The following is a 23,671-nucleotide window of genomic DNA, read 5'->3' as shown; positions in this document are numbered from 1 at the left end:
CCACTTTTGCCCAATATCGGCTCTATGCGTGCATTCATTGCGTCCTCGATCGGCGTCGCCTGCGCGGCCGCCGCGGCGCTGCCGCTGTCTCTGCCCACCGGAGTGGCGAGCAGCGCGTCCGCGGCCACCGTGTCCGCTCCCGTCCCCGTGACCTCCCCCCGACTGCCGGGCAGCACCCGGTCACTGCCGCTCGTGCCGCTCACCCCACCCGACGCGACCCCCGCGCCCGACTCGCCCGGCGAGGGCGTGTCCCTGGGCCTTCCGGCGCGCGAGGTCGAGCCCTTCTCGCTGCTCGGCGTGGTCTGGAACGACCCGGAGGAGGAAGTGCACGGCCGCATCCAGGTGCGCACCCGGGCCGTGGGCACCGGCGCCTGGTCGCCCTGGCAGGATCTGGAGGCCCACGCCGACAGACCCGACCCCGACTCGGCCGAGCACAAGGGCGGCAGGCTGCGCGGAGCCACGGCCCCGCTGTGGGTCGGCGACTCCGACGGCGTACAGGTCCGCGTCCTGCCGGAGGAACCCGACGGCTCCGGCGAGCAGACGGGCGGGGAGACGGGCACGGAGGCGGCCACGGAGACGGGACTGCCCGACGGGCTGCGCCTGGACCTGGTCGACCCCGGCGAGGCCCCCACCGACGACCTCACCCCCCAGGCCCGCGCCAGCGACGAGGCCAACGCCGAACTCGCCCCCGTCGGCTCCCACGAGATCCCCGCCCTGGAACAACCGACGTCCCCGGAGGACCCGTCGGCGGCGGACGCCGCACGGAGGCCGACGGTGGACACCGTCGCGGTCGACGAGCCGACCGCCGCCACCCTCGCCCCCATCGGACCGCGCCCGGCCATCGTCACCCGCAGGGGCTGGGGCGCCGACGAGAGCATCCGCGGGTCGTTCCTCTACACCAAGACGGTCAAGGTCGCCTTCGTCCACCACACGGCGGCGAGCAACAACTACTCCTGCTCCCAGGCGCCCGCCATCATCCGGGGCATCTACCGCTACCACGTCAAGAGCAACGGCTGGCGGGACGTCGGCTACAACTTCTTCGTCGACAAGTGCGGAAAGATCTACGAGGGACGCGCCGGCGGCGTGGCCAAGCCGGTGATGGGCGCCCACACCTACGGCTTCAACGCCGACAGCACCGGCATCGCCGTCCTCGGCTCGTACAACACCACCAACCCCTCCACCGCGGCGGTGAACGCCGTCTCCCGCCTGATCGCCTGGAAGCTCGGCCTGCACGGCGGCAACCCGAAGGGCACCGCGGTCCTGACCTCCGGCGGCGGCAAGTACGCCAAGGGCACCAAGGTCAGGTTCAACACCGTCTCCGGACACCGGGACGGCTACGGCACCGGCTGCCCGGGCGACCGGCTCTACGCCAAGCTCGGCACCATCCGGAACAACGCGGCCCGTCTCCAGGGCCGGTAACCCCCCGGGCGGCCCCGCGCTCCCCTGGCTCCCGACCGTGCCGGGCGCCGTGCCTACACTGGCCCGGCCGCCCGGCACGGTGCCGTCGGCGGCCGGGAACGGTCGGGAACGGCCGGGAGCGGAGACGAACCGGTGACAGAAGCGACCCCTTCCGCCGGAGACGGGGACACCCGGCCGTGACCGGTGCCGTGTCCGTCCGCCGCTGGGCCCCGCCGGAGCCCTGGGGGCCGCACGACCTGTTCCACAACCTCCGGGTGCTCCAGCGCGGCCCGTACGACCCCGCCCAGCGCGTGGTCGGCGGCGCGGTCTGGCGGGCCACCCGCACCCCGTGCGGACCGGCCGCCCTGTGCCTCGAACCCGACGCGGGCGCGGGCGAGGTGGTGGCCCGGGCGTGGGGGCCGGGAGCGGAGTGGGCGCTCGACGGCCTGCCGGCCCTCCTCGGCGCCGAGGACGACCCCGCGGCGTTCGTCCCCCGCCACCGGCTCGTCGCGGAGGCGCACCGCCGCCGGCCCGGGCTGCGGCTGGTCCGCACCGGGCTGGTGCTGGAGTCGCTGATCCCCTCGATCCTGGAGCAGAAGATCACCACCGAGGAGGCGCACCGCGCCTGGCGGCGGCTGCTGCGGCGCCACGGCGAGCCCGCGCCGGGCCCGGCCGGGACGCCCTCCGCGGCGATGCCCGAGCCGATGTACGTGATGCCCGAGCCGCGCACCTGGGCGCTGATCCCCTCCTGGGAGTGGCACCGGGCGGGCGTGGACCACAAGCGCTCCTCGACGATCCTGCGCGCGGTCGCCCGCGCCCGCCGCCTCCAGGAGGCGGCGCACATGGACCTGGCGGCGGCCACGGCCCGGCTGACGGCGATCCCCGGCATCGGGCCGTGGACGGCGGCCGAGACGCTCCAGCGCGTCATCGGGGCGGCGGACGCGGTGACGGTCGGGGACCTCCACCTGCCGAGGACCGTGGTCTACGCCCTCACGGGCGAGCGGGACGGCGACGACGAGCGGATGCTGGAACTGCTCGCCCCCTACGCGGGCCAGCGCCACCGCGCCACCCGGCTGATCCTGACCACGGGGCGCGTCCCGCCCCGCCGCGCGCCCCGCTTCCCGCGCGTCGACATCGCACGCCTGTGAGCACCCGGGGCGCGCGGACGGTCAGCGGACGACGGTGAAGTCGTCGGCCGTCCGGCAGGGACGGGGCCTGGGCGGGGCCGCCGCCCGACCGATGGCCACCGCGCCCATCGGGTCCCAGTCGTCCGGGAGGTCCAGCACCTCCCGCACCACGTCCCGGCAGAACATCGTCGAGGACACCCACGCCGACCCCAGCCCCTCGCCGGCCAGGGCGACCAGGAAGTTCTGCACCCCGGCCCCGGCCGCGACCACGAACATCTCGCGCTCGGCGGCCGACCGCCGCGCGTCCGGGTAGGCGTGCGCCCCGTCGGCCACCAGGCACGGCACCGCCAGATACGGCGCGTTGCGCAGCACGTCGCCGCGCCGGATCCGCTTGGCGATGCTCTCCTCGCTCTTCCCGTCCCGGCGCAGGTCGGCCACCCACGCGTCGCGCATGGCGTCCAGCAGCCGGGTGCGCGACTCCGCCGACTCCAGCAGGACGAAGCGCCAGGGGGTGGTGTGGTGCGGCGCCGGGGCGGTGACCGCCGCGGCCACCGCCCGCCGCACGGCCGCGCCGTCCACCGGCTCGTCGGTGAACTCCCGGACGGTGCGCCGCAGCGTCACCGCCTCCCGGACGGCCTCCGAGGTGCCGAGGCGGAACATGTCGTTCGCCGCGTCGCGGATCAGCGCGCGGGCCCCGGCCGCGTCCGCCCGGGCCGCCTCGTCGTCCTCGTCGCCCTCGTCGGACCGGAACACGTGCCGGCCCAGGCCCCGGACCACCGCGACCGGCAGCCCGTCGGCCTTGCCCTTCACCAGCTCGCCGGCCCCGGCCAGTTCGTCTCCCACCGCCGTGACCGTCACGCCCAGCGGGTTGCCGTACATGTCGGTGCCGCCGCGCAGGTCCTGGAGCACCCGGACCCCGGCGGCGCCGATCGCCACGTCGGTCTGGCCCTCGCGCCAGGGCCGCCCGAAGGTGTCGGTGACCACGACGCCGACCTCGACGCCCAGCGTCTCGCGCAGGCCGTCGCGGATGCGGCGCGCGGAGGCGTCCGGGTCCTCGGGCAGCAACAGCACCGTCCCGGCGGGGGTGTTGGAGGCGTCGACCCCGGCCGCGGCCATCACGAAGCCGTGCCGGCTCTCCACGATCCGCGCCGGACCGCGCCGGGCGACCACCCGTACGGTCTCGGCGTCGATGGCGGCCTCGCGGTCGGCGGCCTCCACCACCCGGCCCTCGGCCTTGCTGACGATCTTCGAGGTGACGACCACCACGTCCCCGTGCGCCAGCCCGGGCAGGCCGGGCGCGGTGGCCGCGTCGCCTATGAGCTTCACCAGGTCGTCGCCGGGCCGCACCTCGGGGATTCCGGGCAGCGCCCAGACCCGGTACGCCGGGGCCTGCGCCGCGCCGCTCACACCCGCACCTCCTCGGCCAGCGCCAGCGCCTCGCCGGCCATCCGGGCGGCGGCGTCGATGTCCGTCATCATCAGCGGCACGGCCCGGCAGCGGATGCCCGCCGCCTCGACCTCGGGCACGGCGTCCGCGTCCACGGTGTCCACCAGCCAGCCGTCCAGCAGGCCCGGCCCGTAGTGCCTGGCCACGGCCGAGGCGGTGGCCTCCACGCCGACGGCGGCCAGCACCTTGTCGGCCATCCCGCGCACCGGGGCGCCGCCGACGATGGGGGACAGGCCCACCACCGGCACGCCGGCGTCGGCGATCGCCTCGCGGATGCCGGGCACGGCGAGGATCGTGCCGATGCTGACCACCGGGTTGGACGGCGGGAAGAGGACGACGTCGGCCCCGGCGATGGCGTCCAGCACGCCCGGTGCCGGCTTGGCCTGCTCGGCGCCGACCGGGACGACCGCCTGCGCGGGGACGGAGGCCCGCAGCCGCACCCAGTACTCCTGGAAGTGCACGGCCTTGCGACCGCCGTCCTCGGTCTCGATCACCACATGGGTCTCGACCCGGTCGTCGGTCATCGGCAGCAGCCGCACCCCCGGCTTCCAGCGCGCGCACAGCGCCTCGGTGACGGCGCTGAGGGGATAACCGGCGTCGATCATCTGGGTGCGGACGATGTGGGTGGCGAAGTCGCGGTCGCCCAGGCCGAACCAGTCCGGCCCGACGCCGTACGCCGTCAGCTCCTCCTTCACCGTGAAGGTCTCGTCGGCGCGGCCCCAGCCCTGCTCCTCGTGGATGCCGCCCCCGAGGGTGTACATCACCGTGTCGAGGTCCGGGCAGACCTTGAGCCCGAAGAGGTGGATGTCGTCCCCGGTGTTGCCGACGACCGTGATCTCGGCGTCGGGCACGGCCGCCCTGAGCCCACGCAGAAAGCGGGCACCACCGATGCCCCCGGCCAGAACCACAATGCGCTGCATGAAGGACAGTCTCTCAGCCGAGGGCCGTCCCCCGAGGGGAAGGCCGGGGCTCGGAGGGACTCTCCGCCGGAGACCGTCCTCTTCGGGCGGGCCGTCAGCCGAGGAACGGAGTCCGAAGCGCGGACGCGTCCGGGTGCGCGGGGGTGCACGCGAGGGCGTGCGGCGGGTGCATCGGCATCTCGGTGAGGCCGGGGAAGTAGACGTGCAGGCTGACGGCCGGTTCGAGCGCGTCGTTGACGACCTCGTGCACGTAGCCGGGCGCGAAGACCCGCTGTGCGCCGGCACCGAGCGCGCGGGTCCCGCGCGTGCTCCGCTCGGTCAACTCGCCGTCGAGGACGGTGAGCACCCCGGAGGAGGGGCCGTGGTCGTGCGGTCCGCTGCCCTGGCCGGGCACCCAGCTCAGCAACCAGACCTCGTAGCCGGGGCCGGTGCGCAGCCGGTGGTACCAGCGGGTGGTGGCGTCGTACCGGACGAGCGGGGCCCAGGCGGCGCGGTCGGCGGCGATCGTACGGGCCAGGCCGGCGAAACCGGCGACGGTGGAGGGATGGGAGGGGACGGGCGGCAGGAGGTGCGGTACGGCGAGCGGGTCGCCGGCGATCTCGACGTCGCTGTTCACGGTCAGGAGTCCTCTGGAGCGAAGGCAGAGCGGGAGGCCCCCGGGGCGGCCGGGAGGCGGTGGAGCGAAGAACGGAGAAGAGGCGGAGAGGCGGAGAGGAGAAGAAGGGGGAGGCGGTGCCTCGACACCCCGACGAGCGCCTCAACGACAGCAACAGCGACAGCGACAGGAGACCCGGGCAGCGCGAAGGGCCCCGCGGCGGCGGGCCGGGTCGAACGCGCGAATCGCTGGCATGAGACCAAGCAGAACGGGTACCCCCTCCCGCTGTCAAACGGATGGCCCGTTTGGCGAGTGGGATTCACCACATCCGGTCCCGGGGGCCGCTGAAAGGTTTATGCGGGCCGGATTCGGACACGTGGCGCAACAGCCGCATGGCCGAGCGTCGTTGCGGATCCGTGATCCAACTGTGATCCACTTCTCTTCGGGGCGTGGAGGGCAACGCGGCCGGAGCCGGCGGCGTCCTTCCGGGTGAGAGGGGGGAGCGAGCGAGATGCCCGATCTGCGTGTCGTAGTTTGTGGTGATTTAAACACTTAATGTAGGGTCTTGGTTCCGCAGAGTGAATAACGGGCCCAATAGCAGATCCCGGCTTGACTCGGGTGGATGCACACACTTGTAATTTCACTCGTGTCGTTCGGCTGGGATCGATAACGACAGCATCACGGGGACGTAAAGACAGACGAGGGGCGCGCGCATGACCGAGCTGTTCGAACAACTGCTGGTCGAAGAGGCGGACGAGGAGCTCGGCTGGCAGGAGCGCGCGTTGTGCGCCCAGACCGACCCCGAGTCCTTCTTTCCCGAGAAGGGGGGCTCGACGAGGGAGGCCAAGAAGGTCTGCCTCGCGTGCGAGGTCCGTTCCGAGTGCCTGGAGTACGCCCTCGCCAACGACGAACGCTTCGGCATCTGGGGCGGCCTCTCCGAGCGCGAACGCCGCCGCCTGAAGAAGGCCGCCGTCTGACGGTCCGCCGGTTCCTCCGGCGTCGGGCCGGCCGCGCCGGCTCCCCGGTCGGCCGTCCGAGCGCTCGGCGCTCGACCTCCTGACGAACCGACACACAACGCCGCACGGTTCCCATAACGTTCCGGTCCGCCCCCCGCCCGCCCGCGGGGGGCGGACCGCTGTTCGGGGGCCGTCCCGCGGGACCCCGAACGGCGGGCCGCGTTCAGCCATTAGTGTGGGGGGCCGTCCACGACGCGACCGCCGCCCGTGCGGCGCCCGCGTCCGGCTCAGTCCACTGCCAGTTCCACGCAGCAGCCTTCCGGGGGGCGACCCCCGGACCCCGGCCGGAGGGCCCCTACCCCGATGTCCGTGCACAGCCACCCGGCGGCCCAGTACGAGGCGGCCACAGCAGCGTTCGGTTCTCCCCAGCCAGGGGCGTTCGGTTCCACCCAGCCACCGGAGTTCCCGCGGCACGTCGTCACCGCCGTGCTCGTCGCACACGACGGCGAGCGCTGGCTGCCCGACGCGCTGGCCGGGCTCCTGGGCCAGGAGCGGCCGGTGCAGAACGTCGTCGCCGCCGACACCGGCAGTGCCGACGACTCCGCCCGGCTGCTCGCCGAGGCCCTCGGCCCCGACCGCGTCCTGCACCTCGCCCGCCGCACCGGATTCGGCGCGGCCGTCGAGGAGGCGGTCCGCACCGCGCCCGTCCCGGGCCCCGACGACCTGCCGTACCTCAAGCGGCCCAGCGGCTGGGACCCGGTCACCCGGACCTGGCGCGACGACGCCTACGACATGCCCGAACTGCCCCACGGCGAGCCCGTCCAGTGGCTGTGGCTGCTGCACGACGACTGCGCGCCCGAACCGGACGCCCTCGCCGAGCTGCTGCGGGTCGCCGACTCCAGCCGCTCGGCCGCCGTCGTCGGGCCCAAGCTGCGCAGTTGGTACAACCGCCGCCAGTTGCTGGAGGTCGGCGTCTCCATCGCCCACAGCGGGCGCCGCTGGACCGGCCTGGACCGGCGCGAACAGGACCAGGGCCAGTACGACCAGGTACGGCAGGTGCTGTCCGTCTCCACCGCCGGCATGCTCATACGCCGCGACGTCTTCGAGGAGCTCGGCGGCTTCGACCGGCGTCTGCCGCTGATGCGCGACGACGTGGACCTGTGCTGGCGGGCCCAGGCCGCCGGCCACCGCGTGCTGGTCGCGCCGGACGCCGTCGTGCGGCACGCCGAGGCCGCCGCCCGCGAACGGCGGCCCATCGACTGCATGGGACGCTCGGTCGCCGGCCCTCACCGGGTGGACAAGGCGGGCGCGGTCTACACGCTGCTCGTCAACACCCCCGGCAAGCTGCTGCCCTGGGTCCTGCTGCGGCTGGTGCTGGGCACCCTGCTGCGGATGCTGGCCTATCTGGTCGGCAAGGTGCCCGGCCAGGCGCTCGACGAGTTCACCGGGCTCGTGGGCGTCCTGCTGCGCCCCGGCCTCGTCCTCGGCGCCCGGCGCAGACGCGGCAAACCCGTCGTGAGCCACTCCGACCTGCGCCCTCTCTTCCCACCGCCCGGCGCGACCGTACGGGCCACCGTCGAACAGGTCGCGAGCAACTTCGCCGGACGCTCCGACCCCGACCTCTCCTCCGGCGGACGGCACGGCGCCGTCGAGACCGGTCCCGGGGACGAGGACGCGGACTTCCTCGACGTCGAGCAGTTCGCCCGGCTGAAGCGGATCGCCCGCAAGCCGGCGCCCGTGCTCTTCGCCGTCCTCCTCCTCGCCTCCCTGGTGGCCTGCCGCAACCTGCTGGGCGGCGGCGCGCTGGCGGGCGGCGCCCTGCTGCCCGCGCCCGGTGACGTCGCCGACCTGTGGGCACGCCACCTGGAGTCCTGGCAGCCGGTCGGCGTCGGCGGCGCCGAGTCCGCGCCGCCGTACCTGGCGGTCCTCGCCACGCTCGCCACGGTGTTCCTCGGCAGCACCGGGTTCACCCTCACCCTGCTGCTGGTCTGCTCGGTGCCGCTGGCCGGGCTCACCGCGTACTTCGCCTCCCGGCCGCTGGTCTCCTCCCGGCTGCTGCGCGCCTGGGGCAGCGTCGCCTACGCCTTCCTCCCCGCCGTCACCGGAGCCCTGGCGGGCGGCCGGCTCGGCACCGCCGTCCTCGCCGTCACCCTGCCGCCGATGGCCCGCGCGGCGGTCGCCGCGGCAGGGCTCTCCGAGGAGGGCCGAGCGCACAAACCGGGGTGGCGGCCGGCGTGGGCGTGCGCGCTGCTGCTCACCCTCACCGCCGCCTTCACCCCCGTGGTCTGGCCGATCGCCGTCGTGCTCACGCTGGCCGTCGTGGCCCTGCGGGTGCGGCAGGGCGCCCACGCGGCGGCGTACGCCGTCCGCGGCGCCGTGCTGCTGGTGGTCCCGATGGTGCTGCTCGCGCCGTGGTCCCTGGAACTGCTCGCCAACCCCTCGGCCTTCCTGAGCGAGGCCGGGCTGCCGTACGGCGAGGGCACCGCCTCCGCCACCGGACTGCTCGCCCTCGACCCCGGCGGGCCGGGCACCGTGGGCGGGATGCTGTTCGTCGGCGTGGTGGCGGCCGCGCTCGCCGCGCTGCTGCGCACCGAGCGGCGGACGGCGATCGTCGCCGCCTGGTCCGCCGCCCTGGTCGGCCTGCTCTTCGCCGTCCTCGCCGGCGGCTCCGGCTGGGCCGGTCCCGCCACCCTCGTCTACGGGCTGGCGCTGCTGGCCGCCGCCGCGGTCGGCGCCGAGGGCGCGTACGCCCGGGTCGCCGCGCAGAGCTTCGGCTGGCGGCAGCCCGTCGCCGCGCTCATCGCCGTCGCGGCCGCCGCGGCACCGCTGGTGGCGGCCGTCGCCTGGATGACGGCCGGCGCGGACGGGCCGCTGGAGCGGCGCAGCCCGGTGCAGGTGCCGGCGTTCGTCGCGGAGGAGAGCAACACCCGCGACCAGCCGCGCACCCTCGTCCTCGACGGCGAGAGCGACGGTGCGGACGACGGTGCGAACACCGTCTCCGGCGGCGCCTCCCGGGTCTCCTACACCCTCGTCCGAGGCTCCGGCGCCCGCCTGGGCGACGGCGACGTGGCCCGCGCGCTCGGAGACGACCGACGGCTGGGCGAGGTGGTCGGCAACCTGGTCGCGGGCTCCGGCGCCGACCAGACCAGCCAACTCGGCGGCTACGCCGTCCGCTACGTCCTGGTGCGCGACGGCGCGCCCCGGGAGATCGCCCGAGTGCTGGACGCGACGCCGGGCCTGACCCGGCTGAGCCAGCAGGACGGCGGCGCGCTGTGGCGGGTGGACGCCCAGGTCGCCCGGATCACCGTCGTCCCCGGCGCGTCCGAGGACGGCGCGTCCGCCGGCGAGGCGGACGAGCCGGTGACCGTCGCGTCCGGGCCGGTCGAGGCCCACGCCGACGTCCCCGCCGGTCCCGCCGGCCGGGTGCTGCGGATCGCCGACGCGGCCGACCCGGGCTGGCAGGCCACGCTCGACGGACGCGCGCTGAAGCCGGTCACCGTGGACGGCTGGGCGCAGGGCTTCGAACTGCCCGCCGAGGGCGGCCGGTTGGACCTGACGTACGAGACCTCCGCCGCGCACACCGCATGGGTGTGGACGCAGGGCTTCCTGGCGCTGGTCGTGCTGGTGATGGCGCTGCCGGGGCGGCGCCGCGAGGTCGACGACGACCTGCCGGAGGCCGAGACCGTGCCCGCGCGGCCGGTCGAGGGCGAGGGCCGGCGGGCGCGCAGGCTGCGGGCGGCCCAGGAGGCCGCCGGCGGTCCGCCGCCGACCGCGCCGGAGTCGGAGCCGGAGGCCCTGCCCGAGCCGGCCCCCGAGCCCGAGTCCGAACCCCGGCCGCAGCCCCAGCCCCAGCCGCAGGCCCAGGACCCGTACGCGTCCCAGCAGGGCTACGGCGGCTGGCAGGAGCAGCAGTACGCCGGCCAGACCGACCCGTACGGCCAGGGCGGACAGCCCCAGGCCCGGCCCTCCTACGACGGCTACGGCCACCAGAGCGGCGGCTACGGCACGCAGGACGGCTACGGCCACGGTCAGGACGGCTACGGTCAAGGCGGCTACGACCAGGGCGGTTACGACCAGAGCGGCTACGGCGACGGCTACGGCACCCGGCAGGACGGCACCACGTACGGCAACAGGAGCGACCGCCCATGAACCGCACCGCCTACTCCCTGATCGGCGTGGCCACCGCGCTGGCCGCCGTCACCGGTCTCGCCTCGCTGACCGTCCCCTCCGACGACTCCGCCGCGCCCGCGTCCGCGGCCCGGCTCCCGGTGGAGCGCTCCACGCTGGTGTGCCCCCAGCCGACCTCCTCGGAGATCGGCGAGACGACGTACACCGCCTTCACCCCCGAGGGCGCCGCCGAGCGCGAGTCCGCGGGGAAGGGCACGGCCGGACTGCTGCCCGCCGCGAGCACCCTGGAGGGCGGCGGGCAACAGGGCGGCAAGGACGGCGCGAAGGCGGAGAAGCCCGAGCCGGTCGCGCCGCTGAAGGAGCCCGGCACACCGGTCGTCGTCGAGACCGACCGCACCGGCTCCCCCGCGCTCACCGGCTCGGCCGACGGCCGTCTCGCCCCCGGCTGGACGGTCCAGCAGACCACCCTCGTCACCGCGGGCACCGGCCGCGGGCTGCTGGGCCTGTCGTGCACGGTCCCCGACACCGAGTTCTGGTTCCCCGGCGCCAGCACCGCCGACGACCGCCACGACTACATCCACCTCACCAACCCCGACGACAGCCCGGCCGTGGTCGACCTGGAGCTGTACGGCAAGGACGGCTCGGTGCGGACCGACAGCGGCCAGGGCATCAACGTCCCCGCCCGCTCCACGGTCCCCGTGCTGCTCTCCACGCTGTCGCGGGAGCCGGTGACCAACGTGGTCCTGCACGTCGTGGCGCGCAGCGGCCGGATCGGCGCCCAGGTGCAGTCCCTGGACGACAAGCTCGGCGGCGACTGGCTGCCGGCCTCCGCCCGGTCCCGCGACGGCCTGGTGCTGCCCGGCATCCCGGCCGACGCCACCGGCGTCCGCCTGGTCGTCTTCGCGCCCGGTGAGGAGGACGCCGACCTGAAGGTGCAGTTGGCGACCCCCACCGGCACGATCACCCCGGCCGGCCAGGAGACCCTCCACGTCAGGAGCGGGACGACCGTCGCCGTGGACCTCGACGACCTCACCCGGGGCGAGGCGGGCTCGCTGCTGCTGAGCCCGGCCGAGAAGGACGGGGGAGCGCCGGTGGTGGCGGCCGCGCGAGTGCTGCGCGGCAAGGGCGACCGGCAGGAGATGGCGTTCGTCCCCGCCACCGCGCCGATCCAGGAGCGCGCGTCCGCCGCCGGCAGCGACGCCGCGGCGGCGAAGGGGAAGGACGCGGGGACGGTGCTGTCCCTGGCGGCGCCGGGCAAGGCCGCGAAGGTGCGGGTGACGGCCTCGGCGGGCAGCGCCGGCGGCGAGCCGGTGAGCCGGACGTACACCCTCAAGGCCGGCACCACGACGGCCGTGGACGACCTGCGGCCGGAGGGCGGCGAGGGGCGCTACGCGCTCACCGTCGAGAGGCTCTCGGGCGGGCCGGTGTACGCGGCGCGGACGCTGGGGGTGTCGGAGGACGGCATTCCGATGTTCACCGTGCAGACGCTCCCGGACGACCGGGGCACGGTGGCGGTGCCCGAGGCCGGCCAGGACCTGTCCGTCCTGCTCGACTGAGACGGAACCGAGACGGACCGGAACGGAAGGACCGGCCGGAAGGATCGGGAAGGACCGGGAAGAACCGACGGCCCGGGGCGCTCCGCCCCGGGCCGTCAGTCCTGTCCGTACCGTGGGTCGATCGACTCCGGGGCCAGCCCGAGGAGTTCGGCGACCTGCTCCACGACGACCTCGTGGACGAGCAGCGCCCGGTCGTCGCGCGTCTTGGACCGCAGTTCGATGGGGCGCCGGTAGACGATGACGCGGTCGGGGCGGCCGTCCCGCGCCGGCGCGTGGCGGCCGAGCGGCACGCTGTCCGGACCGTCGCCCCACAGACCGCCCCAGCCGTCGGCGTCCGGCTGGGCGGGCGGCACCTCCTGCACCACGAACTCGACCCCGGCCAACTGCGGCCACTTCCGCTCCAGCCGGTCCGCGGAGTCGCGCACCAGGTCGTCGAAGGCGTCGGCGCGGCTCATGGCGAGGGGGACCTGGGGCGGCGCGATGGGGCCGCGCATGCCACGCCCGTGGCGATCCCGGCGACGCGGTCGCGGGTCGGGTCGGCGAGGCGGTACGGGGTTGCTCATCATCTTGAGAGTAGCCCTCCGGAGGCGGCCGGGGACCGGTGACGACACGGCGCGATCCCGCACGCGGCGGCGCACGGGAGACAGGCGTCCACAGACGGTCGATTCCGAATTCCCACGGAGCGGTTTCGGTCATTCCTTCGATCGAAGATCGCTCGTCGATGACGGTATCCGAACGAAGAGATAACGGCTCCGCTGTCCGGCCCATACCGGGACTTTTCCGTCACGTGGCAGGTCAGCCGTGTCGCGGCCGGCGCGCACGGTCCCGGGGAACCGGCACGACACAACCGGGTGACCTCTCGGAGAGTCGTCGCGGCCCGCTCAAGAGTGCGGTACCGTCCAACGTTGTGAGCCCTGTACGTCGCTGTTCGCGCACCGCGTGCGGCCGCCCTGCCGTGGCGACGCTGACGTACGTCTACGCGGACTCGACCGCCGTCCTCGGCCCCCTCGCCACCTACGCCGAGCCCCACTGCTACGACCTCTGCTCGGAGCACTCGGAGCGGCTGACCGCCCCGCGCGGCTGGGAGGTCGTCCGCCTCGCCGTGGACACCGGCCCCGCGCGTCCCAGCGGTGACGACCTGGAGGCCCTGGCCAACGCCGTGCGCGAGGCCGCCCGCACCCCCCAGCGCAGGACCACCGCCCCCGCCGAACCGTCCGGCCCCGGCGGCACGCGCGACCGGGACCTGATGGAGGTGGCCAGACGCGGCCACCTGAGGGTGCTGCGCTCCCCCGAGAATTGATCCATCCCGGTTACATTTGGGCCGTCACCAGATACTCCAGAAGGGGTGGACTGTGCCTGATCTGTCGCAGATCGTGAAGGCGTACGACGTACGCGGCGTGGTGCCGGACCAGTGGGACGAGAGCCTCGCCGAACTGTTCGGCGCCGCGTTCGTGCAGGTCACGGGCGCCGAAGCGATCGTGGTCGGCCACGACATGCGTCCCTCCTCGCCGGGCCTGTCACGGGCCTTCGCGCGAGGGGCGGCCGCCCGAGGCGTCGACGTCACCGAGATCGGGCTCTGCTCGACCGACCAGCTCTACTTCGCCAGCGGCCGACTGGACCTGCCGGGCGCGATGTTCACCGCGAGCCACAACCCCGCCCGGTACAACGGCATCAAGATGTGCCGCGCGGGCGCCGCCCCGGTCGGCCAGGACACCGGACTGGCCGAGATCCGCGCCCTGGTGGAGGAGTGGGCCGACTCCGGAGCCCCCGAACCCGTGGAGAACCAGGGGACGATCACCCAGCGGGACGTCCTCGCCGACTACGCCGCCCACCTCCGCTCCCTGGTGGACCTCACCGCCATCCGCCCCCTGAAGGTCGTGGTGGACGCGGGCAACGGCATGGGCGGCCACACCGTCCCGACGGTCCTGAAGGGCCTGCCGATCGAGCTGGACGCGATGTACTTCGAGCTCGACGGCACCTTCCCCAACCACGAGGCCAACCCGCTGGACCCGGCCAACATCGTCGACCTCCAGGCCCGGGTGCGGGAGACCGGCGCCGACATCGGACTGGCCTTCGACGGCGACGCCGACCGCTGCTTCGTCGTCGACGAGCGGGGCGAGCCGGTCTCGCCGTCGGCCGTCACCGCCCTGGTCGCCGCCCGCGAGCTGGCCAAGGCGCCCGGCTCCACGGTGATCCACAACTGCATCACCTCCTGGTCGGTGCCCGAGGTCGTCAAGGAGTCGGGCGGCACCCCCGTGCGCACCCGGGTGGGCCACTCCTTCATCAAGGCGGAGATGGCGCGGACCGGCGCGATCTTCGGCGGCGAGCACTCGGCGCACTACTACTTCCGCGACTTCTGGAACGCCGACACCGGCATGCTCGCCGCCCTCCACGTCCTGGCCGCGCTCGGCGGGCAGGAGGGCACCCTGTCGGAGCTGGTCGCCCAGTACGACCGCTACGCCTCCTCCGGCGAGATCAACAGCACCGTCGACGACCAGGCCGCCCGCGCCGCCGCGGTCAAGGCCGCCTACGAAGGCCGCGCGGGGCTGGAACTGGACGAACTGGACGGCCTGACGGTCACCTCGCCCGGCGACTGGTGGTTCAACCTCCGCCCCTCCAACACCGAGCCGCTGCTGCGTCTGAACGTCGAGGCGCGCGACGCCGAGACCGTCGCCAAGGTCCGCGACGAGGTCCTGGCCATCGTCCGCGGCTGACCGCCCGCACCGCCCGGTCCGCCGGGAGCCGCACGCCACCCCCGGGTGTCCGCACCACGACACCCGCGGGTGGCGTGTCGCGCTCCGGCGGTACGCTGACCGCACAACCGCACTGCCTCGAAGGGACGCACCCATGCCGCTCGAAGCCGGTCTTCTGGAGATCCTCGCCTGCCCGGCGTGCCACGCCCCCCTCCGCGAGGAGGGCGACGAGCTGATCTGCGGCAGCGACGAGTGCGGACTCGCCTACCCCATCCGAGACGGCATCCCCGTCCTCCTCGTCGACGAGGCACGCCGCCCCGCCTGACCGCCCCGGCGACCGGAGAGGCCGCACATGCTGGACGAGACCCTGCTCGACGCCCCCGAGGCCCTGGCCGGCGCCGACACCCACGGCCTGCTGCGCGGAGCCGCCGCATCCGGTGCCCGTGTCCGCACGGCCCTCCGGCACGCCATCGAGGCGGGCCTGACCGACCTGCGCCCCGAGGGGCGCCCCCGCGCGATCCTCGTCGCGGGCACCGGCCCCGCCGTCTCCTGTGTCGCCGACCTCCTCGGGGCCTTCGGCAACGGCGCCGTCCCCGTCACGCTGCTCCGCCCCACCGGCCCCCTCGCCTCCCCCGGCGCCCTGCGCTGGACGCTGCCCGGCTGGGCCGGACCGCTGGACCTGCTGCTGCTCGCCACTCCCGACGGCACCGAGGCCGGCCTGACCGGACTCGTCGAGCAGGCGTACCGCCGCGGCTGCACCGTGGTCTCCGTCGGACCCGACGAGGCCCCGCTGACCGAGGCGACCGTCCAGGCCCGCGGCCTCGCCGTGCCCCTCGCCGCCGCACCGGGCCAACGGTACGAGGGGCCCGACCCCCGCGACGCGTACGAGCAGCCGCGTCAGGCCCCGCTCGCCGCCCCCGGCGTCCTGTGGGCGCTGCTCACCCCGCTCCTCGCCCTGGCCGACCGGCTGGGCCTGGCCGCCGCCGAACCCGCCGGCCTCCACGCGCTCGCCGACCGGCTCGACCGGGTCGCCGAGCGCTGCGGCCCCGCCGCCGCCACCTACAACAACCCGGCCAAGACCCTGGCCACCGAGTTCTCCGGCGCCCTCCCGCTGCTGTGGAGCGAGGGCGCCATCGCCGCCGCCGCGGCCCGCCACTGCGCCACCACCCTCACCGCGCTCGCCGGCCGCCCGGCCCTGGCCGCCGAACTGCCCGAGGCGATGACCTCGCACGGCGCGCTGCTGGACGGAACGCTCACCGGCGACGACACGGACGACTTCTTCCGCGACCGCGTGGAGGAGCCGGAGTCGCTGCACACCCGGATCGTGCTGCTGCGCGAGGGCGCCCCGACGGCCGACTCCGCCGCCGTCGCCGCCCGCGACCTGGCGTACGGGCACGGCACCCCCATCAGCGAACTGGAACCGACCGAGAACAGCAGCCCGCTGGAGACCGCGGCCGAACTGCTGGCCACCCTGGACTTCGCCGCCGTCTACCTCTCGCTCGCCGTCGGCGAGCGGCCCTGACGAGCCCGGACGGCGGACCCGGAACGAACCGGACGAGCACCCGACCAAGGACACCACCCGGCATGGACCTCCTCGCCAACACCGTGCGCCCCTACGCCTGGGGCTCCACCACCGCCATCCCCGAACTGCTCGGCACCGAGCCGACCGGTGAACCACAGGCCGAGCTGTGGATGGGGGCGCACCCCGGAGCACCGTCGCGGATCGACCGCGGAGCGGGCGAGACCCCCCTGTCGGAGGTGATCGAGGCCGATCCCGAGGGCGAACTGGGCGCGGAGACCGTACGCGCCTTCGGACCCCGCCTGCCGTTCCTGCTGAAGGTCCTCGCCGCGGCCTCGCCGCTCTCCCTCCAGGTGCACCCCGACCTCGTCCAGGCCAAGGAGGGGTTCGCCGACGAGGAGGAGCGCGGCATCCCGGTCGACGCCCCGCACCGCAACTACAAGGACGCCAACCACAAGCCCGAGCTCATCTGCGCCCTGACCCCCTTCACCGGGCTGTGCGGCTTCCGCCGTCCCGCCGAGACCGCCGAACTGCTGGACGCCCTGGACGTCGACCGGCTCAAGCCGTACGCGGACATCCTGCGCGCCCGGCCCGAGGACGAGGCGCTGAGCGAGGTCCTGACCGCCGTCCTGTCGGCCGAGCGGGAGGCGATGGCCGAGACCGTCGACGCCGCGGCCGAGGCCGCCCGGCGACTCGGCTCCGGAGACGGACCCCACGCCCCGGACCACGCCGTCTACGCGGGCATCGCGGACCACTACCCCGGCGACCCGGGCGTACTGGCGGCGATGCTGCTCAACGTCGTGCGCCTGGAGCCGGGGGAGGCCCTCTACCTGGGCGCCGGCGTCCCGCACGCCTACCTCGACGGCCTCGGCGTCGAGCTGATGGCCAACTCCGACAACGTGCTGCGCTGCGGCCTCACCCCCAAGCACGTGGACGTGCCCGAACTGCTGCGCGTCGTCCGCTTCGAGCCGGCCGAACCGGAGGTGCTGCGGCCGGAGGCGACGCCCGACGGCGAGGAGGTGTACGCGACGCCCGTCGACGAGTTCCGGCTCTCCCGCCACGTCCTGGCGCCGGGGTCCGCGCCGCGCGCCCTGGACGACCGCGTCCCCCAGATCCTGCTGTGCACGGACGGGGAGATCACCCTGCGACGGACGGACGGCGGGACGGACGCCGGAACGGACGGCGGGCCGGGAGGCGCCGAACTCGTCCTCGGAAAGGGCCGCTCGGCCTTCGTCCGGGCAGGAGAAGGTGTGGAGATCTCCGGCGGCGGTACGCTCTTCCGCGCGACCGTGGCGGTGTAGCCGCGGACGCGACACGAGCCCGCTGTCCCCACCGTCCTTCCAGGAGAGTCACCCTTTCATGAGTGCATCAGGCGGAACCAAGGCGATCGTCGCCGCGCTGGGCGCCAACCTGTCCATTGCCGCGGCCAAGTTCGTGGCGTTCGCCTTCAGCGGCTCCTCGTCGATGCTCGCGGAGGGCGTCCACTCCGTGGCCGACTCGGGCAACCAGGCGCTGCTGCTGCTCGGCCGCAAGCGGTCGGAGCGGAAGGCGAGCGAGGAGCACCCCTTCGGGTACGGGCGCGAGCGCTACATCTACGCCTTCCTCGTCTCCATCGTCCTGTTCAGCGTCGGCGGTCTCTTCGCGGTCTACGAGGGCTACGAGAAGATCAAGCACCCGCACGAGCTGGACCACTGGTACTGGCCGGTGGGCGTCCTGGTCTTCGCGATCATCGCCGAGACGTTCTCCTTCCGCACGGCCATCAAGGAGTCCAACGAGATCCGCGGCACGCAGTCGTGGACGGCGTTCGTCCGACGGGCCAAGGCGCCCGAGCTGCCGGTCGTGCTGCTGGAGGACCTGGGCGCCCTGGTCGGTCTGATCCTGGCCCTGCTCGGCGTCGGACTGGCGCTGTTGACCGGCGACCCGATCTGGGACGGCATCGGCACCATCTGCATCGGCGTGCTGCTCATCCTCATCGCGATCGTCCTGGCCGTCGAGACCAAGTCCCTGCTGCTGGGCGAGGCGGCGGACCCGGCCTCGCTGGGCAGGATCCGCGAGGCGATCGTCGACGGCGAGCGGGTCACCCGCATCATCCACATGCGCACGCTCCACCTCGGCCCGGAGGAGCTGCTGGTCGCCGCCAAGATCGCGGTGGAGAGGCACGAGTCCGCGGCGGACGTCGCCCGCGCGATCGACGAGGCCGAGAGCCGCATCCGCGAGGCGGTCCCGATCGCCCGCGTGATCTACCTGGAGCCGGACATCTACCGGACGGAGACCGCCGGCGGCGACGGCACCGCGGGCGAGGCCGGCGAGGCCAAGGCGCTCTGACCACGGGACTCCACGGGATCCCACGGAACCCCGTGGGATCCCGTCGGACGCCGTGGAACCTCGCGTGACCTCGTGGAACGGAGAGGCCGGAGACCGACGGGACGGGCGGCGGTCACCGTGCGGGCCATGGCCGGAACCCTCCGCCCGGCCGCCCCGTTCCCGCCCTGCGCCGACCGGGTGACGCGCCGAGCGTGTAAATTCGATGGGGCACAGACGTCGCTGCTGATGGCGGTCGGGCGGTCCCCACGGACCGGCCGAGGGAGAGAGGGCCTCCGACGGACTGCGCTGCGGTCAGGGGACACGTGCGTCCGCATGGTACGCACGAGCCGGTGGCACACGACGGCACGGAGCCGTGTGCCCGCCCCGCGCCTGTCCGCTGCCGCAGACCAGCCAGCCGAACCACCTCGACCGACATCCGAGGAGCAGCTCGTCATGACGACGACCGACGCACCGACCGACACCGTCCGGGACTTCAAGGTCGCGGACCTCTCCCTGGCCGAGTTCGGCCGCAAGGAGATCACGCTCGCCGAGCACGAGATGCCCGGCCTGATGGCGATCCGCCGGGAGTACGCCGAGCAGCAGCCGCTGAAGGGCGCCCGGATCACCGGGTCGCTGCACATGACGGTGCAGACCGCCGTCCTCATCGAGACCCTGGTGGCGCTGGGCGCCCGGGTGCGCTGGGCGTCGTGCAACATCTTCTCCACCCAGGACCACGCCGCCGCGGCGATCGCCGTCGGCCCCGACGGCACTCCCGACAACCCCAAGGGCGTGCCCGTCTTCGCCTGGAAGGGCGAGACGCTGGAGGAGTACTGGTGGTGCACCGAGCAGGCGCTGACCTGGCCGGACGCCCCCAGCGGCGGGCCCAACATGATCCTGGACGACGGCGGTGACGCCACGCTCCTGGTCCACAAGGGCGTGGAGTACGAGAAGGCCGGCGCCGTCCCCGACGTGTCCACCGCCGAGAGCGAGGAGCACCGGGTCATCCTGGAGCTCCTGGGCCGCACGCTGCGCGAGAACCCGCGCAAGTGGACGGCCCTCGCCTCGGAGATCCGCGGCGTGACGGAGGAGACCACCACCGGCGTCCACCGCCTGTACGAGATGCAGCGCGAGGGCTCCCTGCTGTTCCCGGCGATCAACGTCAACGACTCGGTGACGAAGTCGAAGTTCGACAACAAGTACGGCTGCCGCCACTCGCTGATCGACGGCATCAACCGGGCCACCGACGTGCTGATCGGCGGCAAGACCGCCGTGGTCTGCGGCTACGGCGACGTCGGCAAGGGCTGCGCGGAGTCGCTGCGCGGCCAGGGCGCCCGGGTGATCGTCACCGAGATCGACCCGATCTGCGCCCTCCAGGCGGCGATGGACGGCTACCAGGTCGCCACCCTGGAGGACGTGGTGGAGACCGCCGACATCTTCATCACCGCGACCGGCAACAGGGACATCATCCTGGCCGAGCACATGCAGCGGATGAAGCACCAGGCGATCGTGGGCAACATCGGCCACTTCGACAACGAGATCGACATGGCCGGCCTGGCGAAGATCCCCGGCATCGTCAAGGACGAGGTCAAGCCGCAGGTCCACACCTGGACCTTCCCCGACGGAAAGTCGATCATCGTGCTCTCCGAGGGTCGGCTGCTGAACCTGGGCAACGCCACCGGACACCCCTCGTTCGTGATGTCCAACAGCTTCGCCAACCAGACCATCGCCCAGATCGAGCTGTTCACCAAGACCGACGCCTACCCGGTCGGGGTGTACGTGCTGCCCAAGCACCTGGACGAGAAGGTCGCCCGTCTCCACCTGGAGGCCCTCGGCGCCAAGCTCACCACCCTGCGCCCGGAGCAGGCCGACTACATCGGCGTCCCGGTGGAGGGCCCCTTCAAGCCGGACCACTACCGCTACTGACCGGGTACGCCCCGGACGGCAGCCCAGCGACAGGCGTCAGGCCCCCGCTCCCACGGCGGGGGCCTGACCCGTGAAGGACCACCGATGCCCCGCGGCCGCTACTCCCTCCACGACCCGTACGACCACACCCCCCTCGGCGAGGAACACTTCCAGTGCGCCCCCGGCCCCACCGGCTGGCGCTACGTCTCGCGGATCACCGACCCCGCCGGCGACCACGCGGGCTCCGTCGACCTCACCCTGGACGACCTCGGCCGCCCTCTCCGCCTCGAACTCCGCACCACCGACTGGCAGGTCCGCGGCGGCGTCCTCGACGGCGTGACGTGGGTCCGCACCGATCCGACCGGCGAGCACGCGCAGGAGGGCCACGCGCCCGCCCACGCCTTCACCGGAGCGTCCCCCGCCTTCCTCGTCGCCGTGGCCCGACTGCTGCGCCCCGCTCCCGGCGCGCCCGCCACCCGCGTCCGACTCGTCGCGTTCACACCCCCCGTCCTCGCCCCGCGCACCCTCGACCGGACCTGGGCACTGCGGAACAGCGAAGCACACCCCACCGACAGCGGCCCCCTGGTCGTGGACCACTACCGGGTGGGCGACCCGGAGACGGGCGAGGAGCACTCCGTCCACATCGCCGGGGACGTCGTCCTGGCGGCGCCCGGGATCGAACTCGAGGACCTGGAGTCCCCGCCCTCGGTGTTCACCTGACCCCTCAGGCGGGCGGCACGAAACCGGTGCGCCGCTCCTCCGCCTCCGGACCGTCCGACTCCGAGCCACCGGCCCGCGGCGGCCGCGGTACGGGCGGAGGCGTGAGGGGGGAAGCGGCGGGCGCGCTTCCCTGCGGCGACGGTGACGGTGACGGCGGGGGGAACGACGGCGGTGAGAACGGGGACGGCGGCGGAGCCGCGGGCGCGCCCTCCGGCCGCGTCCCGAAGGCCCGCTGCGCGTCACGCCCCTGCCGCTCGGCCACCACACCCGACAGGTACGCGGCCGGCGGCATGCCCTCCGGCATCGGCGTCCCCGTGAAGGACGCCACGTCGGTCGCCAGCCGCTGGGCCATCGACCAGCTCACCTGCGGGTCCAGCTGGTCCACCCGCAGCAGGTACTGCCGGACGGCCAGCCACAGCCCCTCCGGCACCCGCGACAGGTCCAGCTCCGTGAAGTGCGCGGCCACCCACGGCGGCGGAGGCGGCACCGGCGTCGGCCGCGGCACCGGGATCCGCTCCCGCACCACCAGCGTCCCGGCGAACACGTCGCCCAGCCGCCGCCCCCGCGCGGACACCAGCGAGGCGATACACGCCACGACGCCCACCGACATCTGGATCTCGACGAAGCCCAGCGCCCCGCGGACCAGCGCGTGCCGGAACCGGATCGGACCGCCGTCCTCCCGCACCACCCGCAGTCCGCACACCAGCTTCCCCAGCGAACGGCCGTGGCTGAGCGTCTCGACCGCGACCGGCCCGCCCATCAGCACCAGCACCAGCAGCGCCACGGCCACCGCCGCCGTGGCCGCCTCGTCCAGCGAGCCGGTGGCCGACAGCAGCGCCATCGACAGCGCGAGGTAGACGCTCCAGAGCACGACGAGATCGATGAAGACGGCCAGGGCCCGGCTCGGCAGCCGCGCGGGCCGTAGCCCGAGCACCACCGCGTCACCCGTCACGAGCTGACTCACCCGGTACGCCTCCTCGCCCTAGCCGCATCCCCGTACGTCGCGTACGCCGGGTACCGAACAGTCTGCCGCCAGGCGTCGGCCAACCGCCAAGCAGCCCGGGAACGGCCGGCGGCCATCTGCGAAGCTCTCCCCATGGACCTCGATGTCTTCGTCACCGCCCACCGGGCCGAGTGGGACCGCCTGGAGGAGCTCCTGCGCCGCCGGCGCCGTCTCACCGGAGCCGAGGCCGACGAGCTCGTCGCCCTCTACCAGCGCACGTCCACCCACCTGTCGCTCGTCCAGTCCAGCGCGCCCGACCCCGCGCTGACCGGCCGGCTGACCTCGCTCGTCGCCCGCGCCCGCAGCGCGGTCACCGGCGCCCGCCGCTCCACCTGGAAGGACATGGGGCGGTTCTTCACCGTCGGTTTCCCGGCCGCCGTCTACCGCGCCCGGCACTGGTGGATACCCACGGCCCTGCTGTCCACGCTGGTCGCCGCCGTCATCGGCTGGTGGATCGGCGTCCACCCCGAGGTCCAGGCCGCCATCGCGGCTCCGGAGGAACTGCGCGAGCTGACCCGCCCCGGCGGCCAGTACGAGACGTACTACTCCAGCCACCCGGCGGCCTCCTTCGCGGCCCAGGTGTGGACGAACAACGCCCAGGCCGCGGCGATCTGCCTGATCTTCGGCGCCTTCCTCGGAATACCGGTGCTGTGGGTGCTGTTCCAGAACATGCTGAACATCGGGATCGGCATCGGTCTGATGGCCTCGGCGGGCCGTCTCGACACCTTCCTCGGCCTGATCCTCCCGCACGGTCTGCTCGAACTGACCGCCGTCTTCGTCGCGGCCGGCACGGGTCTCCGCCTGGGCTGGACGGTCGTCGACCCGGGTCCGCGCAGCCGCCGGGCGGCTCTGGCGGAGGAAGGACGCGCGGCCATCGGCATGGCCCTCGGCCTCGCCGCGGTGCTCTTCGTCTCCGGTGTCGTCGAGGGCTTCGTGACCCCTTCCGGACTGCCCACCTGGGCGCGGATCGCGATCGGAGTCGTCGTCGAGCTGGCCTTCCTGGTCTACGTCTACGTGCTGGGAGCCCGGGCCGTACGGGCGGGTGAGCTGGGCGACGTCGAGGCCGCGGACCGTCCGGCGGAGATCCCCACGGCGGCCTGACCGGGGCCGGATGTGCATTCGGGCCCCCAGACCTGCTACGGTTCTGATCGTTCCGAGGCGCCCCTTGACGGGGAGGCCTCGGGGGCGTAGAGTTCAGAAGTTGCCCGGGGGTGGAAGCCCCGAGGGCAGGCAGATGAACATCATCTCGCCCCGGCCGCGAGTCCGAGGACTCCGGCGGAGCACTCCGAATTCCTCTTGGAGAACGCGAAGTCGATTTCAATCGGCCAAAGCGAGTCTGCTAGAGTCGGAGACACCGAAAGGGAAGCGCCCGGAGGGGCCCCGGAGAGGGGTCGCGAAGGAAGC

At 74.0% G+C, this 23,671-nt stretch carries 19 protein-coding genes; 14 read left to right on the top strand and 5 right to left on the bottom strand.

Annotated elements, in window-relative coordinates; translation table 11 throughout:
• Positions 1 to 24 precede the first annotated feature (24 nt).
• A complete protein-coding gene (locus tag ABD335_RS22050; protein ID WP_344326297.1) occupies positions 25 to 1,419 on the top strand; it encodes a peptidoglycan recognition protein family protein in 1,395 nt (464 codons plus the stop codon).
• Between the two features lie 176 nt (positions 1,420 to 1,595).
• Positions 1,596 to 2,546 (top strand): DNA-3-methyladenine glycosylase family protein, encoded by a 951-nt coding sequence (locus tag ABD335_RS22045; protein WP_344326296.1) that lies wholly within the window; start codon positions 1,596 to 1,598, stop codon positions 2,544 to 2,546.
• 21 nt (positions 2,547 to 2,567) lie between these two features.
• On the opposite strand, the gene ABD335_RS22040 is transcribed toward ABD335_RS22045, so the two are convergent.
• The 3 genes from ABD335_RS22040 to ABD335_RS22030 all read right to left on the bottom strand — a co-directional run bounded on the left by ABD335_RS22040 (position 2,568) and on the right by ABD335_RS22030 (position 5,507).
• The gene (locus tag ABD335_RS22040; protein WP_344326295.1) at positions 2,568 to 3,932 is read right to left on the bottom strand and encodes a coenzyme F420-0:L-glutamate ligase; all 1,365 of its coding nucleotides are present in this window, start codon (positions 3,930 to 3,932) and stop codon (positions 2,568 to 2,570) included.
• Complete coding sequence (gene cofD / locus ABD335_RS22035; protein WP_344326294.1) at positions 3,929 to 4,891, bottom strand: 2-phospho-L-lactate transferase; 963 nt, start codon at positions 4,889 to 4,891, stop codon at positions 3,929 to 3,931. The genes ABD335_RS22040 and cofD overlap by 4 nt, the downstream gene beginning before the upstream one ends.
• A 94-nt stretch (positions 4,892 to 4,985) precedes the next feature.
• A complete protein-coding gene (locus tag ABD335_RS22030; protein ID WP_344326293.1) occupies positions 4,986 to 5,507 on the bottom strand; it encodes a cysteine dioxygenase in 522 nt (173 codons plus the stop codon).
• A 692-nt stretch (positions 5,508 to 6,199) separates the two neighbouring features.
• On the opposite strand from ABD335_RS22030, the gene ABD335_RS22025 reads away from it, so the two are divergent.
• From ABD335_RS22025 to ABD335_RS22015, 3 genes are all read left to right on the top strand, one after another.
• Positions 6,200 to 6,463, top strand: a complete 264-nt coding sequence (locus ABD335_RS22025; protein ID WP_003950432.1) for a WhiB family transcriptional regulator — start codon at positions 6,200 to 6,202, stop codon at positions 6,461 to 6,463.
• A 342-nt stretch (positions 6,464 to 6,805) separates the two neighbouring features.
• Positions 6,806 to 10,591, top strand: a complete 3,786-nt coding sequence (locus ABD335_RS22020; protein WP_344326244.1) for a glycosyltransferase — start codon at positions 6,806 to 6,808, stop codon at positions 10,589 to 10,591.
• Positions 10,588 to 12,126 carry a DUF5719 family protein gene (locus ABD335_RS22015; RefSeq protein WP_344326242.1) on the top strand — a complete coding sequence of 513 codons (1,539 nt, stop codon included), beginning with the start codon at positions 10,588 to 10,590 and terminating at the stop codon, positions 12,124 to 12,126. Before ABD335_RS22020 ends, ABD335_RS22015 begins: the two co-directional genes overlap by 4 nt.
• A gap of 95 nt (positions 12,127 to 12,221) precedes the next feature.
• Here the strand turns inward: ABD335_RS22015 and ABD335_RS22010 are convergent, their stop codons facing one another.
• Positions 12,222 to 12,689: a metallopeptidase family protein gene (locus ABD335_RS22010; protein ID WP_425583707.1), complete on the bottom strand. Its 468-nt coding sequence runs from the start codon at positions 12,687 to 12,689 to the stop codon at positions 12,222 to 12,224.
• 344 nt (positions 12,690 to 13,033) lie between these two features.
• Here ABD335_RS22010 and ABD335_RS22005 point away from each other — a divergent pair, with 344 nt between their 5' ends.
• The 8 genes from ABD335_RS22005 to ABD335_RS21970 all read left to right on the top strand — a co-directional run bounded on the left by ABD335_RS22005 (position 13,034) and on the right by ABD335_RS21970 (position 21,264).
• A complete protein-coding gene (locus ABD335_RS22005; protein WP_344326238.1) occupies positions 13,034 to 13,426 on the top strand; it encodes a DUF3499 domain-containing protein in 393 nt (130 codons plus the stop codon).
• 52 nt (positions 13,427 to 13,478) lie between these two features.
• Positions 13,479 to 14,840 (top strand): phosphomannomutase/phosphoglucomutase, encoded by a 1,362-nt coding sequence (locus ABD335_RS22000; protein ID WP_344326236.1) that lies wholly within the window; start codon positions 13,479 to 13,481, stop codon positions 14,838 to 14,840.
• A 133-nt stretch (positions 14,841 to 14,973) separates the two neighbouring features.
• Positions 14,974 to 15,144, top strand: a complete 171-nt coding sequence (locus ABD335_RS21995) for a Trm112 family protein (protein WP_344326235.1) — start codon at positions 14,974 to 14,976, stop codon at positions 15,142 to 15,144.
• 27 nt (positions 15,145 to 15,171) lie between these two features.
• Positions 15,172 to 16,341 carry an SIS domain-containing protein gene (locus tag ABD335_RS21990; protein WP_344326233.1) on the top strand — a complete coding sequence of 390 codons (1,170 nt, stop codon included), beginning with the start codon at positions 15,172 to 15,174 and terminating at the stop codon, positions 16,339 to 16,341.
• 62 nt (positions 16,342 to 16,403) lie between these two features.
• Positions 16,404 to 17,639: a mannose-6-phosphate isomerase, class I gene (manA, locus tag ABD335_RS21985; protein WP_344326231.1), complete on the top strand. Its 1,236-nt coding sequence runs from the start codon at positions 16,404 to 16,406 to the stop codon at positions 17,637 to 17,639.
• 58 nt (positions 17,640 to 17,697) lie between these two features.
• On the top strand, positions 17,698 to 18,663 hold the full coding sequence (locus tag ABD335_RS21980; RefSeq protein WP_344326229.1) for a cation diffusion facilitator family transporter: 966 nt from the start codon (positions 17,698 to 17,700) through the stop codon (positions 18,661 to 18,663).
• Between the two features lie 432 nt (positions 18,664 to 19,095).
• On the top strand, positions 19,096 to 20,565 hold the full coding sequence (gene ahcY, locus ABD335_RS21975) for an adenosylhomocysteinase (RefSeq protein WP_344326227.1): 1,470 nt from the start codon (positions 19,096 to 19,098) through the stop codon (positions 20,563 to 20,565).
• Positions 20,566 to 20,649: 84 nt separating this feature from the next.
• A complete protein-coding gene (locus ABD335_RS21970; RefSeq protein ID WP_344326225.1) occupies positions 20,650 to 21,264 on the top strand; it encodes a hypothetical protein in 615 nt (204 codons plus the stop codon).
• A 4-nt stretch (positions 21,265 to 21,268) separates the two neighbouring features.
• Here ABD335_RS21970 and ABD335_RS21965 read toward each other — a convergent pair whose 3' ends face one another.
• Positions 21,269 to 22,228, bottom strand: a complete 960-nt coding sequence (locus ABD335_RS21965) for an RDD family protein (protein WP_344326223.1) — start codon at positions 22,226 to 22,228, stop codon at positions 21,269 to 21,271.
• A 132-nt stretch (positions 22,229 to 22,360) separates the two neighbouring features.
• Between ABD335_RS21965 and ABD335_RS21960 the strand changes: the two genes are divergently transcribed.
• On the top strand, positions 22,361 to 23,368 hold the full coding sequence (locus ABD335_RS21960) for a stage II sporulation protein M (RefSeq protein ID WP_344326221.1): 1,008 nt from the start codon (positions 22,361 to 22,363) through the stop codon (positions 23,366 to 23,368).
• The last annotated feature ends 303 nt before the right edge of the window (positions 23,369 to 23,671 follow it).

This window comes from Streptomyces macrosporus, from assembly GCF_039533145.1.
GTDB classification, from domain to species: domain Bacteria; phylum Actinomycetota; class Actinomycetes; order Streptomycetales; family Streptomycetaceae; genus Streptomyces; species Streptomyces macrosporus.
Note: the sequence above shows the minus strand (reverse complement) of the source record. Positions and strands in the feature narration are given on the sequence as shown.